Origin of the sequence: Rhodococcus sp. WS1, assembly GCF_003797745.1 — a bacterium.
Taxonomy (GTDB): domain Bacteria; phylum Actinomycetota; class Actinomycetes; order Mycobacteriales; family Mycobacteriaceae; genus Rhodococcus_F; species Rhodococcus_F erythropolis.
Genome location: NZ_RKLZ01000002.1, coordinates 2,352,713 through 2,369,777 on the forward strand (window position 1 = coordinate 2,352,713; position 17,065 = coordinate 2,369,777).

The 17,065-nt window shown below is 63.8% G+C and carries 17 protein-coding genes; 9 read left to right on the top strand and 8 right to left on the bottom strand.

Annotated features, from left to right (window positions below; genetic code table 11):
* Positions 1-7 precede the first annotated feature (7 nt).
* Complete coding sequence (locus EEB12_RS23815; RefSeq protein WP_046378961.1) at positions 8-682, top strand: pyridoxal 5'-phosphate synthase; 675 nt, start codon at positions 8-10, stop codon at positions 680-682.
* A gap of 15 nt (positions 683-697) precedes the next feature.
* Here EEB12_RS23815 and EEB12_RS31070 read toward each other — a convergent pair whose 3' ends face one another.
* Positions 698-1,006 carry a hypothetical protein gene (locus tag EEB12_RS31070; protein ID WP_283301934.1) on the bottom strand — a complete coding sequence of 103 codons (309 nt, stop codon included), beginning with the start codon at positions 1,004-1,006 and terminating at the stop codon, positions 698-700.
* Positions 1,007-1,061: 55 nt separating this feature from the next.
* Here EEB12_RS31070 and EEB12_RS31075 point away from each other — a divergent pair, with 55 nt between their 5' ends.
* Positions 1,062-1,253 carry a hypothetical protein gene (locus tag EEB12_RS31075; RefSeq protein WP_306294056.1) on the top strand — a complete coding sequence of 64 codons (192 nt, stop codon included), beginning with the start codon at positions 1,062-1,064 and terminating at the stop codon, positions 1,251-1,253.
* 92 nt (positions 1,254-1,345) lie between these two features.
* On the opposite strand, the gene pnuC is transcribed toward EEB12_RS31075, so the two are convergent.
* Entirely contained in the window at positions 1,346-1,996 is a 651-nt protein-coding gene (pnuC, locus tag EEB12_RS23825) for a nicotinamide riboside transporter PnuC (protein WP_141488610.1), read from the bottom strand.
* Positions 1,996-3,600, bottom strand: a complete 1,605-nt coding sequence (locus EEB12_RS23830; protein ID WP_135000451.1) for a peptide chain release factor 3 — start codon at positions 3,598-3,600, stop codon at positions 1,996-1,998. The genes pnuC and EEB12_RS23830 overlap by 1 nt, the downstream gene beginning before the upstream one ends.
* 353 nt (positions 3,601-3,953) lie before the next feature.
* On the opposite strand from EEB12_RS23830, the gene EEB12_RS23835 reads away from it, so the two are divergent.
* Positions 3,954-5,588: a fatty acyl-AMP ligase gene (locus EEB12_RS23835; RefSeq protein WP_031331014.1), complete on the top strand. Its 1,635-nt coding sequence runs from the start codon at positions 3,954-3,956 to the stop codon at positions 5,586-5,588.
* Between the two features lie 3 nt (positions 5,589-5,591).
* Here EEB12_RS23835 and pth read toward each other — a convergent pair whose 3' ends face one another.
* Positions 5,592-6,164 (bottom strand): aminoacyl-tRNA hydrolase, encoded by a 573-nt coding sequence (pth, locus tag EEB12_RS23840; protein WP_003946229.1) that lies wholly within the window; start codon positions 6,162-6,164, stop codon positions 5,592-5,594.
* A gap of 105 nt (positions 6,165-6,269) precedes the next feature.
* Positions 6,270-6,878 (bottom strand): 50S ribosomal protein L25/general stress protein Ctc, encoded by a 609-nt coding sequence (locus EEB12_RS23845; RefSeq protein WP_020908579.1) that lies wholly within the window; start codon positions 6,876-6,878, stop codon positions 6,270-6,272.
* Between the two features lie 290 nt (positions 6,879-7,168).
* On the opposite strand from EEB12_RS23845, the gene EEB12_RS23855 reads away from it, so the two are divergent.
* Complete coding sequence (locus tag EEB12_RS23855) at positions 7,169-8,374, top strand: GAF domain-containing protein (RefSeq protein WP_019744666.1); 1,206 nt, start codon at positions 7,169-7,171, stop codon at positions 8,372-8,374.
* Here EEB12_RS23855 and EEB12_RS23860 read toward each other — a convergent pair.
* Together EEB12_RS23860 and EEB12_RS23865 are read right to left on the bottom strand one after the other, a co-directional pair.
* Positions 8,371-9,831 (bottom strand): FAD-dependent oxidoreductase, encoded by a 1,461-nt coding sequence (locus tag EEB12_RS23860; RefSeq protein ID WP_029255897.1) that lies wholly within the window; start codon positions 9,829-9,831, stop codon positions 8,371-8,373. The genes EEB12_RS23855 and EEB12_RS23860 overlap by 4 nt on opposite strands.
* 82 nt (positions 9,832-9,913) lie before the next feature.
* Positions 9,914-11,095 carry an aminotransferase class V-fold PLP-dependent enzyme gene (locus EEB12_RS23865; protein ID WP_019744664.1) on the bottom strand — a complete coding sequence of 394 codons (1,182 nt, stop codon included), beginning with the start codon at positions 11,093-11,095 and terminating at the stop codon, positions 9,914-9,916.
* Between the two features lie 14 nt (positions 11,096-11,109).
* Here EEB12_RS23865 and EEB12_RS23870 point away from each other — a divergent pair, with 14 nt between their 5' ends.
* The 5 genes from EEB12_RS23870 (at position 11,110) to egtD (ending at position 16,706) form a co-directional block, all read left to right on the top strand.
* A complete protein-coding gene (locus tag EEB12_RS23870) occupies positions 11,110-12,384 on the top strand; it encodes an APC family permease (RefSeq protein WP_019744663.1) in 1,275 nt (424 codons plus the stop codon).
* Between the two features lie 78 nt (positions 12,385-12,462).
* Positions 12,463-13,686, top strand: coding sequence for an ergothioneine biosynthesis glutamate--cysteine ligase EgtA (gene egtA / locus EEB12_RS23875; RefSeq protein ID WP_019744662.1), 1,224 nt, complete (start codon positions 12,463-12,465; stop codon positions 13,684-13,686).
* A complete protein-coding gene (gene egtB / locus EEB12_RS23880; protein ID WP_141488611.1) occupies positions 13,683-14,990 on the top strand; it encodes an ergothioneine biosynthesis protein EgtB in 1,308 nt (435 codons plus the stop codon). Before egtA ends, egtB begins: the two co-directional genes overlap by 4 nt.
* Before the next feature lies 1 nt (position 14,991).
* Entirely contained in the window at positions 14,992-15,738 is a 747-nt protein-coding gene (gene egtC, locus EEB12_RS23885) for an ergothioneine biosynthesis protein EgtC (protein WP_141488612.1), read from the top strand.
* Positions 15,735-16,706, top strand: a complete 972-nt coding sequence (egtD, locus tag EEB12_RS23890) for an L-histidine N(alpha)-methyltransferase (protein ID WP_019744659.1) — start codon at positions 15,735-15,737, stop codon at positions 16,704-16,706. Before egtC ends, egtD begins: the two co-directional genes overlap by 4 nt.
* 12 nt (positions 16,707-16,718) lie before the next feature.
* Here egtD and EEB12_RS23895 read toward each other — a convergent pair whose 3' ends face one another.
* Complete coding sequence (locus EEB12_RS23895; protein WP_046379990.1) at positions 16,719-17,063, bottom strand: DUF4288 domain-containing protein; 345 nt, start codon at positions 17,061-17,063, stop codon at positions 16,719-16,721.
* Between the last annotated feature and the right edge of the window lie 2 nt (positions 17,064-17,065).

Genomic DNA, 17,065 nt, shown 5'->3' on the forward strand with positions numbered 1-17,065 from the left:
TCGGCTCATGGTTGATGCAGATTTTTCGCTGCCTGACGTACGGACGTGGATTCGTGGTATCCCCGCACTGACCGGAACTCCGCCGCCCGCGCCTGAACATTTTCCGGAAAAGCCGGGAGAGCTGTTCCTCGACTGGCTCCGTGCGGCCGTGGCCTTCGGCGTCGTCGAGCCACACGTATGTGCGCTCGCGACCGTCGACAGTGACGGTATGCCCGATTCCCGCTTCCTCATCCTCAAGGACGTGACCGAGGGCGGGTTCTGGTTTTCTGGTTCAGCTGCTTCGCCGAAAGGCATTGAGCTGAAAGAAAATCCGCGAGCATCGCTCGCCTTCTACTGGCGTGAGACGGGCCAGCAGGTCCGGATTCGCGGGTTGGTTCGCGAGGGCGACGACGCACTTCGAAGCCGAGACTTCGTCGAACGCTCCGTCACTGCGAGAGCGGTGGCGACCGCAAGTAAGCAGAGCGAGGTGCTCGAAGACTTAGGGGCGTACGACGCCTCGGTGGCGGCTGCGGAAGCAAGAATCAGTGACGACCCAGGGTTCGTGTCGAAGGACTGGCGTGCGTGGTGCCTCGAGCCGGAGTCTGTCGAGTTCTGGCAGGCAGACTCCGGGCGTCGGCATCAGCGATGGTTGTACCGGCGCGGCTCGGACCGAGCATGGACACGAGCAGTGCTGTGGCCCTGAACAGCTGGGTCGAGCTCAGCTGGCGCTGATCTCCGGCGATACGAGGTTGACGACGATCGACTGTCCACCGAGCTTGGCGTGGATTTCGGGATGTTCGAACCCCGAGGACAACAGGTAGCTGCCGAGCATCGTGAGCAACTCGTCCAGATCCATCGTGGGATCGGAGGAATGCGTGCTCGAGGGTGAGGCCTGATTCGCGATGAGTTCGGTGTGGGTGAGTCGACCGGCCACTCGAACGGCGGCTACACCCATCGCGTCGCGCCGTACGACGGTGCGACTCCGAGTCTCGAGTGTCCTCGATGATTCGCGTGTTGAAGCTGGCACTGAAAGGTCCTCTCCGCTGCTGTGTGCGGCCGTGGTTCGGGTAGGAAGCGGAAACGTGAATGCATCCGATTGCTTGGGTGCGGTCGACAGAAAATCCGCTGTGGCGGTGGCACTGCTGGAACCGTTGCTCGTGGAAAGGTTGCTCGCAGAACCGTTACCCGTGGGAAGGTTGCTCGCAGAACCATTACTCGCGGAACTACTGGCTCTCGATCCGTTGCCGGAACCGTTGGGGCCCGTTATTCCGTGAGAATTCTTGTCTTCCATTGTTCGCTCCTGATGCCCGTAAACAGACCGCTGGTTTGCTTAATCGACGCAAACATACCAGGAGTCTGTTTACTGTTACATCCCTTGTGGAGTTCGGCGTTGAATGCGCAGCCACATCGCGAAGCCCCACAGAACGAAGAATGCATAGACCAGATAGAGGATCGCCGACGGGTAGTACCCGGCCCGGAATAGAAGGGGAACGCCGACAGCGTCGACGCCGATCCAGATGAGCCAGAACTCGGTCCAGCCGCGTGCCATCCCGTACGTCGCGAGGATCGAGCCGGTGAAGATCCAGGCCTCCGCCCACGCTCCGTACGAGCCGAGAAGGTCAAAGATCCAGGCGAAAGCGATTGTGCCGCTTGCCATGACGGCGATCATGGCGACTCGCTCGCGAGTTGTCGCCCAGTGGGGCAAGACTGCGCGACCGGAGTCACGTGCCCCACGTCGCCACTGGGTCCACCCGTAGACGCTGACGGTGATGAACAACAACTGACGGCCGGCCTGGCCGTAGAGATTGAGCTCTTGCGGCGTGTGGAAAAGTGCGCCCATGAAGACCGTGAACAACAAGGCATTTCCGGCTATACCGACAGGCCACGCCCATACCGAGCGTCGCGCGCCCGCGATCGCGGAGCCTATTCCGAACGCGTTTCCGATGATCTCTCGCCAGAGAATCGTGGCGCTGCCGATGTGCAGTTCAGCGTCGAACAGCGCCTCGATCAGGCTCATCAGTCCGCAGCAGCGACGAGGGGTTCGAGCGTCAGATCCGGGAGTTCCTTCTGGATGTACTGCAGGCGCCACTTGTCACTGACAAGGGCGAGCAGGACACCGTCGGATCGGGTGAAGACCTCCACACCGCGCTGACGGTTCAGTTCGACCTCGGACGCGGCGTCGGTACGGCGGGCCAATGCGTAGCCGAGTGGTTCCATCTTGGCCTCGACGTTGAACTCGGCCTTCATGCGCGCTGCGACGACCTCGAACTGCATCGGGCCGACAGCAGCCATGACGGGGGAGGCGTCGCCGCGGATGTCGTTGCGGAGAATCTGGACGACGCCCTCGGAATCGAGTTGATCGACTGCACGGCGGAACTGCTTGTACTTGCCGGCGCTTTCGGCGCGCAGGATCGAGAAGTGTTCCGGCGCGAACGACGGGATCGGCGGGAACTCCACCTTCTTCTCGGTGTACAGCGTGTGGCCGGGTGCGAGTGCGGTGGCGTTGACGAGGCCGACGACGTCGCCGGGGAACGCGGATTCGACGGTGGAACGTTCACGGCCGAATACCGTCTGCGCGTACTTGGTCGTGAAGGGCTTGCCGGTTTGAGCATGTGTGACAACCATGCCGCGCTCGAACACGCCGGAGACGATGCGCATGAACGCCAGACGGTCACGGTGCGCGGTGTCCATACCGGCCTGCACCTTGAAGACGACCGCGCTGAACGGATCGGTGACCTCGCGCGGCTTGCCGCTGAGGTCTTCGCGGCCCCGCGGCGGCGGCGCCAATTCGACGAGAGTGTCGAGGATCTGGCGGACACCGAAGTTGAGCATCGCGGACGCGAAGATCACCGGGGACGTCTGACCGGCGAGGAACATCTCCTGATCGTGGTCCTGGCCGGTAGCGGAGAGCAGTTCACTCTCCTCGGCCGCGGTCTCCCACTCGGAGCCTTCCTTGGCGAGCGCCGCGTCGGCGTCCATGACCTCTTCGGGGGCGATCTTCGCGCCGCCTGCGGTACGGGTGAAGCGGACGTACTCGCGAGCCTCACCGTCTTCGCCGCGCCGCAACAGTCCTCGGAAGTCGCCGGCGATGCCGACGGGCCAGTACAGGGGAGTGGGCGTGAGGCCGATGCGTTCGCTGATCTCGTCGAGCAGTTCGAGAGGAGTCTGGCCGGGACGGTCCCACTTGTTGATGACCGTGATGACCGGAATGCCGCGGTGACGGCACACCTGGAACAACTTGAGCGTCTGCGGTTCGAGGCCCTTGGCAGCGTCGATGAGCATGACGGCTGCGTCGACGGCGGTCAGGACGCGGTACGTGTCCTCGGAGAAGTCGGAGTGACCGGGGGTGTCGACCAGGTTGATGACGTTGATCTGCTCGTCCGGGGTCTCGGACGAGTGGTAGTTGAACTGCAGTGCGGTGGAACTGACGGAAATGCCGCGGGCCTTCTCCATCTCCATCCAGTCCGAGACCGTCGACTTGCGGCCGGCCTTGCCGTGGACGGCACCAGCCTCGGAGATCTTCTTCGCGTGCAGTGCCAGCGCTTCGGTGAGTGTCGACTTACCGGCGTCAGGATGCGAGATGACGGCGAAGGTGCGGCGACGCTCCGCCTCGGCGGACAAGCCCTTGGTCGTCGTCGTGACCGCGACCGACCCGCTCTCGGTTGAATCGGGGCCTTCGGTGTCGGACTGGACAGTCGAGTCGGAAGGGACGGTCGAGTCGGACGGGGTAGTCAACGAAGAACCTCTCGAAGTGGGCGTCGGTGCCGGCGACGTGCCGGTGCGCGGACAGGTGGAGAGTGCGGCAGCACAACAGAGAAAGGATACTCGCAGACCACGAGGCAGTAGCCACTGCGGCGTAACACTCGGCGAACGATCGCTGATTATCAATGTATGTGTGTGTTCGAACACACAGCCATTTGTGTCCTGCGAAGAGTTGCACTGAATCGAAGAGTGACACTGACCGAGGAGTTGCGTTGAGCAAGTTCACCGAAGAGATGTACGCGACCGCCGCAGTCACCGACCGCGGCCTGGTGACGGGAGAGCCCGACAACGCTTTCCGTCAGACCTGGGGCGACATCCACCAGGAAGCTCGGCGCATGGCCGGTGGCCTGGCCGAGGTCGGCATCGATCGCGGCGTCGCGATCGGCATTCTCGCCGGACAGCCCGTCGACATCGCGCCTGCCTGCCAGGCGACGTGGATGCGCGGTGCGTCGGTGACGATGCTGCATCAGCCGACCCCCCGAACGGATCTGGGCGTCTGGGCTCAGGACACCGAGACGGTGATCGACATGATCTCCGCAAAAGCCGTCATTCTGGGTGCACCATTCGACGCGGCCAAGCCGCTCCTCGAAGAGCGTGGCATCACCGTCGTGACGGTGGACGAGCTTCGTAGCGGAACGTCGATCGATCCCGTGGAGACGGCCGAATCGGATATCGCACTCCAACAGTTGACGTCAGGTTCCACCGGTTCGCCCAAGGCCGTGCAGATCACGCACGAGAACTTCTACACAAATGCGTACGCGATGATCAACCGCATCAAGTTCTCCATCGAGGACGACGTGATGGTGAGCTGGCTTCCGCTCTTCCACGACATGGGCATGGTCGGCTTCCTGACGGTTCCGATGCAGGTGGGCGCCGAGGTCATCAGCATCACGCCGATGGATTTCCTGCGCACCCCGGTGCTGTGGGCGGAACTCATGGGCAAGTACGGCGGAACTGTCACCGCCGCACCGAACTTCGCGTACTCGCTCTTGGCTCGTCGACTCGCACAGGCAGAAGACGGGGCAGTCGACCTGTCCAGCGTCCGATACATGTGGAACGGCGCCGAGCCGGTGGATCCCGACACGATGGATGCACTCGCCGAGGCGGGTGCGCGTTTCGGTTTGAACCCGACCGCGCTCGCTCCCGTGTACGGAATGGCGGAAACCACGCTCGCCGTGTCGATTCCGGATCCCGATCAAGGTCAGGTCCTCGACTACGTCGATCCCGACTTCCTCGAGTCGATGTCTCGGGCGGTGCCGTCCAATCGCCCCAACGCTCGTGCCCTCGCCACACTCGGAAAGATGGTGCCTGACCTCGAGGGACGCATCGTCGACCGCGACGGCCAGGTACTTCCGGCTCGCGGCGTCGGAATCATCGAGGTTCGCGGCAAGGCAGTGACCCCTGGTTACGTCACCGTGGAAGGTCACAAGCCGGCGCAGGACTCCGACGGTTGGCTCGACACCGGTGACGTCGGGTACTTCACCGAAGAAGGACTGGTCGTGGTGTGCGGGCGAGTCAAAGACGTCATCATCATGGGCGGCCGGAACGTGTACCCCACAGACATCGAACGGGCGGCCGGAAGCGTTGCCGGTGTGCGCCCGGGAAATGCCGTCGCAATCCGTCTCGATGCCGGCCAGAAGCGTGAGAGCTTTGCGGTCGCCGTCGAGACCAACGCTTTCGAAGATCCGGAAGAGGTCAAGCGCATCGAGCGCGAAGTGGTCCACGCCGTGGTTGCCGACGTCGGTGTCCGACCTCGCGCCGTTGCGGTTCTGGGCCCCGGCAGTATTCCGAAGACGTCGTCGGGAAAGCTCCGCCGCGCCAATTCGGCTGCCCTGCTGGGTAACTGACTGTCAGTGCAAGCGGTTCTGTGCGGCTTCGAGCCCGAGTTCGAGCAGTAGCTCCACTGCATCCGCAGCTTCTTCGCACACGAGATCGAGTTCTTTTCGCTCCGTGGACGAGAACGGCTTGAGAACGTAGTCCGCCGGGTCCATTCGGCCCGGCGGGCGACCGATCCCGACGCGCGTGCGCAGGTAGTCCTTGGTGGTCAACGAACTCGAAATGGACCGCAGACCGTTGTGTCCGCCTTCGCCGCCGCCGAGTTTGAGTCTGATGGTCCCGAAATCGAGATCCAGTTCGTCGTGGACGACGATGATGTTCGCGGCATCGACCGAGAAGAATCGCGCGAGACCGGCGACCGCGCCACCCGAGAGATTCATGTACGAGCGTGGTTTCCCGAGAATCACGCGTCGGCCGGCGAGGCGACCTTCGACGATTTCGGCGCCACTCTTCTTGTGTACGTTGAACTTTCCGCCCATGCGCCCGGCAAGGGTGCCGGCGACCATGAAGCCGACGTTGTGCCGGGTCTTCTCGTACTGCGGGCCGGGATTACCCAGGCCGATGACGAGGGCGGTATCTGTGCTCAACGGACGCTACTTTCTGGCTTGTTTTTCCTGCTACGCACGAACGGCGCGTCACTCCGAATCGGAATGACGCGCCGCGCGCAGTGAGTTCTGTTGGAACCGAGAGGATCAGGCCTCTTCTGCAGCCTCGTCGGCGGCGGGAGCTTCTGCGCCCTCTTCGAGGTCAGCCTCGGTCGGTGCAGCAACGACGTTGACGATCAGGGTGTCGGCGTCAGCCTGCAGGACGGAGCCGGCGGGCAGTTCGAGCTGGCTTGCCAGGATCTGGGTGCCGATTTCGAGGCCCTCGACCGAGACCTCGATCTGCTCGGGGATGTGGAGGGCGTCTGCCTCGATGGAGATGGTCGATGCATCCTGCGCGACCATGGTGCCTGCAGCAGCGTCACCGACGACTACGACGTGAACGTCGATGGTGACCTTCTCGCCCTTCTTGATGACGAGGAGGTCAGCGTGCTCGATGTAGCTGCGGATGGGGTGCACGACGACCGACTTGGTCAGTGCAACCTGCTCCGTGCCCTCGATGTCGAGGGTGAGGATGGCGTTGGTGCCCTGTGCGCGGAGGATGCGAGCGAAGTCGCGAGCCGGCACGTTGAGGTGGCGGGGATCTTCGCCGTGGCCGTACAGAACCGTGGGGACCTGGCCGTCGCGACGTGCGCGGCGAGCTGCGCCCTTGCCGAATTCGGTGCGGACGACGGCGACGAGGTTGTTTTCTTCAGACATGATGAAACGGCTCCTACAACTCACGGGGTTCGTGCTCGGTTTACTGACGTGTGGTTTTGCCTGCGGCAAGGCGGACAGGCGCGCACACGGCCAGGAGCGAAACGCTCGAGCTGAGCCGTAGCCGCGTCGATCACGGTAAACCTGCAACGTGTGGAACTGCTGCGATTCACCCTCGCCGAGACAACTTTGGATACGTTACCGGAGTTTGCTCCCCGCCGCTAATCGCAGGTGGTGGGGACCTGGCCGTGTGGACGTGGTTCGCGTCACATCGAAAGCGGTAGCCTGACGGAGTGACCACCGTGGGGAGCGCTCCCGAAGGCAGTCGGCTCGGTGCCGTCGTGCCGGGTACCGACCTGTCGCAGCATGCGCGCCTACTGAGCCGGGTGCACGACGCAGTTCTCTCGGGGCAGGAACCACCGGCGCAGCCGCGGACCGTCGTGGCGCGGTCGTGGTCGCGGGTGGCTGCGGGTGGGCTCGCGCCCGATCATTGCGGCGCGTCCGCTGTCGCCGATTTCTCCGAGTTGGAGTCGAGGCGTTCGCGTACCGCGCTGCGCAGCGTTCTGCCCGAACTGAGAACCACGCTCACCGAGGTCGCCGAGGACGCGGGCTTCATCGTGGTCGTTGCCGACGCCGACGGTGTCCTGCTCTGGCGCGAAGGGGCGAAGACCGTCAAACGTGCGGCGGACGCACTCGGGTTCGCCGAAGGCGCGCGCTGGTCGGAGCAGTCGGTGGGTACCAACGCGATCGGTACCGCGCTGATCGAAGATTCTGCGGTGCAACTCTTCTCGGCCGAGCACTATGCGCCGACGCATCACAATTGGTCATGTACCGGCTCGCCTGTGCACGACCCCCGGACAGGCGAGATCCTGGGCGTGGTGGACATCAGCGGGTCCGCAGCCTCGGTGCATCCCACCACTGTCGCGCTGGTTCGCACCGCGGTTCGCCTCGCGGAGGCGACGCTGTGGCGCGAGCATGCAGCTCAGCTCGATCGCCTGCGCTCGCGGGCGGCGCCATTGTTCGCGGCGGGCACGGGTCCGGCATTGGTGGTCGACGAGTTCGGCTGGGTGGCCGGCGCCAGCGGGATTGCCGCGCCTGACCGGGTGGCGGCACCCAGTGCGGGAAAGCCCGTCATCGTGCCAGGTCTTGGGATGTGTCTGCCTGAGCCGCTCGGTGACGGCTGGCTGTTGCGCACCGGCGTCGGCGGGCCGGTGATCGAGCTCGAGCTGTCCCTCGGTGCATCGCCGCAGGTGACGGTGCGTGGTGATGCAAACTGGACGCGCGCGCTTTCGCCGCGTCACGCTCAGATCTTGCGTGCGCTGGCAGCTGTGGGATCGGCTGGCGTGGATGCCGCAGGCCTGAGCGAAGTGCTCTTCGGTGATCGCGAGCATGTGGTGGCAGTGCGCGCCGAGGTGTCCAGATTGAGGAAACACCTCGGCGCGGTTCTGCAGACTCAGCCGTACCGCTTTGCCGACGGCGTGCGGGTTGTGGTGACCTAGCGCGCTGCGCTGATTCCGGCACGACGTCCGAAGAAGCTGCCGTCGCCGAGACTGGTTCCGCTGGCGTAACCACCTGCGCAGACACCGGACGTGCAGCGCCCCGCTGCGAACAGTCCGGGGATCGGCGCACCCGAGACGTGCAGAACCTCGGAATCGACGGTTGTCTTCAATCCTCCCAGCGTGAATCCGCCTGTGCGGCCACGTAGATCGATTGCCGCGAACGGGCCGACGATCGGCTTGACCCACTCGGACTTCTTGCCGAGCACCGGGTCGGACCCTTCAGCCGCGTGACGGTTGTAGAGGTCGACGGTCGATTGCAGCGATCCGGCGGGAAGCCCCATCTCGGCTTCGAGTTCCTCGACGGTTTCCGCCACCCAGGTCGGCTGCGCCCGCAACTGCGCACTGGACGATTCGGCATTCATGCCTTCCTCGTACGCAGCTTCGTCGATCACGAGGAATGCCTGGTTGTCCTGCTGGAACAGTGTTGCCTGTCCGATGCGGCCCGGGTAGGTGTCTTCGGGGATGTATCGCTGACCACGGCCGTTGACAAGAATGCCGCGCACCATCAACTGTGGGTCGCAGAAGAACGCGACCTCGGTGGCGTCCATGTGTGCGGTGTCGGCGCCCAGAGCCTGACCGATCTGGATTGCGCGGCCGTCGTGCGCTTCGATCGAGGCCGCCGGGTGGCCGAAGATACGCGGTGCGTTCGAGCGCACCATCTCGTTGTTGTACGCGAAACTGCCCATCGCAAGCACGACGCCTTTGCGGGCACGAATCGCGACGTCCTTGCCGTAGCGCTTGGCGACAACTCCCACGACCCGATCGCCGTCGACCACCAAAGTCTGGACACGCAGATCGTATTCTGCACGGACACCGAGCTTTTCGGCCGTCTCGACGAGTGGCTTCATCAGCATGTAGCCGCCGCCCTGCTCGCCGGTCTTCTTCTCGCTCATCTGCGGGACGTGTCCGCGAGGCGCGGGATCGACGAGCGCGTTGAACGGTGCGGCGTTTTCGCCGCCCGAGTACATGAGGCCGTCGTCGTACGGCGGTTCCCAGCCGGGCTGACCCCAGAACGATTCCTTGAACGGGACCCCGGCGTCGACGAGCCAGTTGTAGTGATCGACGCTGCCCTCGCAGTACGCGTCGATCTTCGTGTCGTCGGTTCCGGGGCCGAGCGCTGCCTTCATGAACGTCTTCATGTTCTCGACCGAGTCCTCGAACCCGCACGCCTTCTGCAACGGCGTTCCACCGCCCAGGTAGATGAATCCACCAGCCAGTGACGCGGCTCCGCCCCAACCGCCCGTCCGCTCCAGGACGAGCACCTCGGCGCCCGCACGCGCTGCTTCGATCGCAGCGGTGACGCCGGCGATGCCGTATCCCGCGACGACGACGTCGGCCTCGTAGTCCCAGGTGGTGATGTCTGCAGCGGAGATCGGTCTGACGGTCGGGTCGGCCATGCGAAGCGTCCTTTCGGAAGACGAAACTACTGATCGCCACACAGTTGCAGTTTCGACGTCCGCGGATCAGGCGTGGTCCCGGTCAACGGGAGGTTTGTAATCTCCTGACCGCGCCCAGGAATGCGTCCAGGTCCGCTTCGTCGACGAAGTAGTGCGGCGATGCGCGAACCACGGCGTCGAGCCCGCGTGCATCCATGTCGAGGAGTGTGGACCCGCGACCGCTGACGGTGACGGTGATGTTCTGTGCTGCAAGCTGATCCCGCACGAGGTGCTCGGAAATACCTTCGACGGTGAAGGAAACGATGCCGCTCAGCTGGGTCCCTCGATCGTGGACGTCGACTCCGGGAATCGATGCCAGCCCTTGCCGCAGCGCGACTGCTCTGGATTCGATCTGTGCCCACACCGTGTCGGTGCCGATCGAGAGCAGATAATCGGCGGCGACGCCAAGACCCAGGCGCGCAGCGACACTCGTCTCCCAGAGTTCGAATCGTGTTGCGTCCGGTGCAGGGACGAAGCTGTTCTCGCTCGTCCATTCCGCTCCGTGCAGGTCCATCGCAGCAGGTTCGAGCGCGTCGACGAGTCCGGGGCGGACGTACAGGAATCCGGTTCCGCGTGGCCCGCGGAGCCACTTGCGGCCGGTGGCGCTGAGGGCGTCGATGCCGAGTTCGGTGACGTCGATGGGCAACTGGCCGAAGGACTGGCACGCGTCGAGCAGAACGAGAGAGCCATGGGCTCTGGCCAATTCGACGACCTCGCAAACGGGGTTGATCAGGCCGCCGTTGGTGGGGACGTGGACGACGGAGACGAGGCGAACCCGATCGTCGAGCATGTTCTCGAGTGCGTCGAGGTCGATGCGTCCGTACTGATCGCTCGGGATGATCTCGACGTGGGCGCCGGTCGAACGCGCCCGCCCCAGCGCGGCGATGGCGTTGCTCGCGTATTCGACTCCGCTAATGAGGATTCGATCACCAGGTCCAAGCGAAACCGAGGCGAAGAAGTCATTCCACGCGCGGGTCGCGCTGTCCGTCAACGCGATATCGGTTGCCTGAGCGCCGATGACCCGGGCCAGCGAATGCGGAACAGCAGCCAGGGCGCCGCTCTGACGAGCAGCTGCGACGTATCCGCCGACGTCGGCTTCACGTCGCAGGTGCTCGATCATCGTGGTCAGCACAGGCTCGGGTGGGAGCGAGGATCCCGCGCTGTCGAGGAACACCTTGTCGAGGCATCCGGGAGTGTCGCGGCGGATCGTGTCGAGATCGAACATGGCACCTTCCGTTCATGTCGGTGTGGTTCAAACTACCTGTGAACGAAGCTGTCCCGATGGAGCGAAGGCTGGGCACGTCCGATGCCGTGGTGATCGGCCTCGGCGCGATGATCGGCGCCGGAGTCTTCGTGGTGTTCGCGCCCGCTGCCGCGGTGGCCGGTACCGGGTTGCTTGTGGGCCTGGCGATTGCAGCGTTCATCGCATTCTGCAACGCGACGTCGTCGGCGCAGCTTGCGGCCAGATACCCCACGTCAGGTGGGACCTACGTCTACGGACGTGAGCAGCTCGGACCCTGGTGGGGGTTTGCCGCAGGCTGGTCGTTCGTGATCGGGAAGACCGCGAGTTGCGCGGCCATGGCCCTGACTTTCGCGACGTATGTTGCGCCTACCGCCTGGCGTGTTCCCGTCGCGGTATTGGTGGTGGCGGCGCTGGTTGCAGTCAATTACCGCGGAGTGACGCGGACGGCGCACATGGCCAGGGTGATCGTCGCTGTGTCGGCGACAGCACTGTGCGTAGCGCTGCTGGTTGCCGTCGTCGGTCCTGGTGCAGTGCGCGAGCTCCCGGATCTCGCGTTCGGGTCGTGGTACGGAATCCTGCAATCGGCGGGGCTGCTGTTCTTCGCCTTCGCCGGCTACGCCAGGATCGCGACGCTGGGGGAGGAAGTGCGCGATCCGCGCCGCACGATTCCGCGGGCGATCCTGATTGCTCTCACCGTTGCCGTCATCCTCTATGCACTGGTAGCAGTGGTGCTGTTGGTGACGTTGGGACCTGATCGGCTGGCGAACTCGGCACGGCCCTTGGCCGATGCAGTGGGCGCGACCGGGTGGAACTGGGCAGTTCCCGTAGTGGTGATCGGTGCCGCGGCGGCGTCGGCGGGGGCGCTGCTGGCTCTGATCGCGGGGGTGAGCCGTACGGCGATGGCGATGGCACGCGAGCGTGATCTGCCGGTTGCCCTCTCAGCCGTCCACCCACGGTTCGAGGTACCTCACCATGCGGAACTTGTGGTCGGTGCTGTCGTGATCGTTTTGGTGTCGACAACCGATCTTCGTGGGGTGATCGGCTTTTCGTCGTTCGGAGTGCTGCTCTACTACCTCGTCGCGAACGTGAGTGCGTACAGCCAGCGCGGGGTGGACCGGATGTATCCGAAGTGGCTGCAAGCGGTCGGCGCGGCTGGTTGTGTCGTTCTGGTGGTCACACTTCCGTGGATTGCGGTTGTTTTCGGGGTAGGTGTTGTTCTGGCCGGTTGTGGGTACCGGTGGATACGACTGAAGAAATTCAACGACACGTAACACCACAAAGGGTGCATCTCGGACGTTGGCGTTCTATCGTCGGTAGCGACCGCGAAGACCGCCCGAAGGGGAAGTCGAATGGTGACAGCAGCGTTGACAGCAGCACAGACCACGCAGGTGGATTCGCGTCCTGCGGCCGAGGCCTACGTCGGTGGTGTGTGCTTCAAACAGGGGCCACCCCGCTTGGTAGGAGCTGAGCTCGAGTGGCTGACCAGCCACGTTCCCGGTGGAGAGAGGCCGTCAGCCGCGACTCTGGCAAGGGCACTCGGGCGACATGCACCCACCAGCATCGACCCTGATTCACCGGCGGCACCGCTTCCGCGTGGCAGCCTCGTCACCGTAGAACCTGGCGGACAAATAGAACTCTCCTCAGCGCCGCGCACGTCCGCTCGCGAACTGTGTGACTGCCTCGACGACGACCGTCGTACTCTCGAAACACTCCTCGCGCCGTACTCCATCGAAATCAGTTCTGCGGCGGCCGACGTCGCCCGCCCACCTTCCCGGATTCTCCGGCTGCCGCGTTATTGCGCAATGGAATCCCGCTTCGCCGGGATAGGACCGTACGGCACCTTGATGATGTGCAATACCGCGGCAGTACAGATCAGTGTCGATGCCGGCGGCAGCCCGGAGTCCATCGCCCAGCGTTGGCGGCTCCTCGGGGACATGGGCCCGGCTCTCATCGCAGCGTTTGCGTGTTCTCCACGCTTGCAAGGGGTTCCGAAGGGAGATTGGGCGTCCCAACGCATGCGGACGTGGCTCGAACTCGATTCATGGCGAACGGTCGCAGTCCCGCAAGTGCAGGACTACGCCGGCTGGGCGCTCGATGTTCCGCTGATGTGTGTGCGAAACGAGGGTGACGATTGGACGGCTCCGCGGGGTGCCACTTTCGGAGACTGGATAGACGGCGCTGTGGATGCCGAGATCGGACGCCGACCCGTCTGGGCAGACTTGGACTATCACCTGTCCACGCTGTTCCCGCCGGTTCGCGCCGTCGGGCATCTGGAGGTTCGCTACATCGATGCGCAGCCGGGAGATCTGTGGCGAGTACCGGTAGCAGCGATCGACGCGTTGCTGTCCGGGCCTGCCGTGATGAGGGAGGCCAGTGATGCTGCAGCATCTACGGCCGGGCGGTGGCGAGACGCGGCGGAGTACGGATTGGACGATGTCGAACTGCGTTCGGCTGCAACCTCTCTGATGTCGCTTGCCGCGTCGTACGCGCCAGAGCCGCAGTTCGTTCGTCTTCTCGATGCCGCAGCCGAACGGTGTTGTCGCGCAATCGTGCCCGGTGAGAGCGACACATGACGGGGGAGATCACCAAGGAAGCGGTCGAGGCCGTACTTCTGCGAGCGCGTGAGCGGTCGACGCTGCTCACCGACTGCGTCGACGATACCGAATTGATCGCTCAGCATTCCCCGTTGATGAGTCCACTCGTGTGGGACCTGGCGCACATCGGTAATCAAGAGGAACTCTGGTTGGTGCGTGATGTCGGTGGCCGCGATCCGGTGCGTAGCGACATAGACGAGCTGTACGACGCTTTCAAGCATTCGAGATCGTCGAGACCCACACTTCCCCTGCTCAACCCGGCCGAGGCGCGCGAATACGTACGTACGGTCCGTGGGAAGGTCTGGGATGTGCTCGAAGCCAGCACGTTCGGTCGTACAGAACTCGACGTGGACGGTTTTGCCTTCGGGATGATCGCGCAGCACGAGCAGCAACACGCCGAGACCATGCTCGCGACCCACCAATTGCGTTCGGGGCCCACGGCACTCGTTGCGACTCCCGCTCCGCAAGCGGCCCGCATGCCGGAACTCGACGAGGTCACGATTCCCGCCGGCCCCTTCGTCATGGGGACCGACGACGAACCGTGGGCACTCGACAACGAGCGCACTGCGCATCAGGTCTATCTCACCGACTTCGCGATCGACAAATTCCCGGTCACGAACGGGCAGTTCGTCGAATTCATCGAGGACGGCGGGTATTCCCGACCGGAACTGTGGTCTCGCGACGGTTGGCGGCATCGCGTCGACGCGAAACTTCGTGCACCCCTGTTCTGGGAACACGACAATTCGGGTTGGTGGCACGAGACTTTCGGCGTCGAGGCTCCGGTTCCGCCGGACAAGCCGGTCGTGCATGTGAGCTACTACGAGGCCGAGGCCTACGCCAGCTGGGCAGGCAAACGGCTTCCCACCGAGGCGGAATGGGAAAAGGCCGCGCGCTGGGATCCGGAATCCGGAAGATCACGACGGTTCCCGTGGGGGGACGCGTCCGCAGACGAGAATCTCGCCAATCTCGGTCAACGCCATCTCGGCCCCGCCGGCGTCGGTTCTTACCCAGCAGGGGCGTCAGCAGCGGGTGTCGAGCAGTTGATCGGCGACGTATGGGAGTGGACGTCTTCGGGTTTCCATCCGTATCCGGGTTTCCGGGCTTTCCCGTATCGGGAGTACTCGGAGGTATTCTTCGGCGGCGACTACAAGGTGTTGCGAGGGGGATCGTTCGGGACCGACAGCGTTGCCTGTCGTGGGACGTTCCGTAACTGGGACCATCCGATCAGGCGCCAGATCTTCTCGGGTTTCCGTTGCGCCAGAACGATTTCGGTTAGACCCTGACATGTGTCGGCACCTCGGGTACCTCGGGCCGCCACGTTCGGTTCGTGAACTCATCAACGACGGCGAGAACTCACTGATGCGACAGTCGTGGGCACCTCGCGAGATGCGTGGCGGCGGGACCATCAATGCCGACGGATTCGGTGCGGTGTGGTGGAACGGTGGAAGACAGGGACGGTACCGCAGTATCTCGCCGATCTGGTCGGACCCGACAGTCGACGAGACGTTGTCCCACATCGTTTCCGGATCCGTTCTCGCCGCCGTACGTTCCGCGACGGAGGGGATGGCCGTCGAGATCGGTGCCTGCGCACCGTTCGTCGACGGAACCTACGCTTTCAGTCACAACGGAGCGGTATCCGGTTGGCCTGGATCACTTGCCGACTTGGCGGCAGAAGTTCCGGCCGTCGAACTGCTGAAGATGCCCGCCCCGACGGATGCTGCCTTGTTGTGGACAGTGCTTCGGCATCGGTTGAAGTCGAAGCCCGCGGAGGTCGCCGTGACGAGCCTCGTTCACGATGTAGCTGCGGCGGCGCCGGATTCACGATTGAACTTCCTGTTCGGTGACGGGCAGGAACTGTGGGCCACGGCGTGGGGCCACACGTTGTACACGCGGGCCGACGAGTCGCGGGCCCTGATCGTTTCCGAACCGTTCGATCGATCCCCGGACTGGGAGCAGGTGCCGGACCGGCACATCGTCTGCGCGCGTCCCGGCCATGTGATCATCACCCCGATCCCGATGGGAGAAAAATGAAAACCCCTACGCTCGAGGTTTATCTGACACCGGCCGAATCGGTCGACGCATTGCGAGCCGAGGCCAGGGAGGGTCTGACCGCTACGCCGAAGTGGCTCTCGCCCAAATGGTTCTACGACGCGCGTGGAAGTGAACTGTTCGAGGAGATCACGGCCTTACCCGAGTATTACCCCACCCGTACCGAACGCGGCCTGCTCACGCAGTACGCCGACGAGATCGCGGCGTTGACCGAACCCGAGATCCTGATCGAACTGGGTTCAGGTTCCTCGGAGAAGACGCGGTTACTCCTCGACGCGATGACGGCTCGCGGAACTCTGCGAACGTATGTACCGCAGGATGTTTCGGTGACGGCCCTCGAAGGCGCGGCGCAGCAAGTCGGTGCCGAGTTTCCCGGAATCGACGTGCTCGGAGTGGTCAGCGACTTCACCGGTTCGCTGCATCATCTGCCCGGTGGTGGACGGCGCGCGGTCGCTTTTCTCGGCGGAACTCTCGGTAATCTCGTTCCCGCAGAACGAGCCGAGTTCCTCTCGGGGATCGCAGCGGTGCTCGCTCCGGGGGAGAACCTGATCCTGGGGGTGGGATTGGTGATCGATCCGGCGGTTCTCGTGCCCGCCTACGACGACGCTGCCGGCGTGACTGCCCAGTTCAACCTCAACGTTCTCGCGGTCCTGAACAAGCAACTGGGAGCGAACTTTCCCTTGGAAGACTTCCGTCACGTCGCGCTCTGGGATGCCGAGAACCAGTGGATCGAAATGCGGTTGGAAGCACTTCGTGAACTCTCGGTGCATATCGACGACCTGGATCTGGAGATCACCTTCGCAGCGGGCGAGCAGCTGCGCACCGAGATCTCGGCGAAGTTCACCGAGGACGGGATTGCCGCGGAGCTCGCGTCCGCGGGCTTCGGGGTACGGAAGGTGTGGACAGATCAGGATCAGCGCTTCGCGTTGTTGTGCGCGCAGCGGGCGTGAAGTGGGCGCTTGTCAGAGGATGCTGTCTCCTCCTAGAAGTGTCTCAAAAGTTCTGTAGGCGGCAATATTTGAGAAGTGTCGAGAGTAGAGATCGGCGGTGCCAGTATGGACAGCGTCGGACACCGGCGCAAGATCCACGAGATGCGCGAGTTTTACATAGGACTGGTCATCGCTCGCGCCGAGCGGATACTCCTGCTCGCCGGCCTTGCGCTCGAATTTTGACTGCGCCTCAGCGGGGTCGCCAGCCCAGATGAGATAACAGTCCTCTCGGTAGAAGCACCCGACCCCGTCATTCTTCCCCAACTCGAATATCGCTATGCCGAAGTACGGTTGATCTCGTGTCGGATGCTGAGTCATGC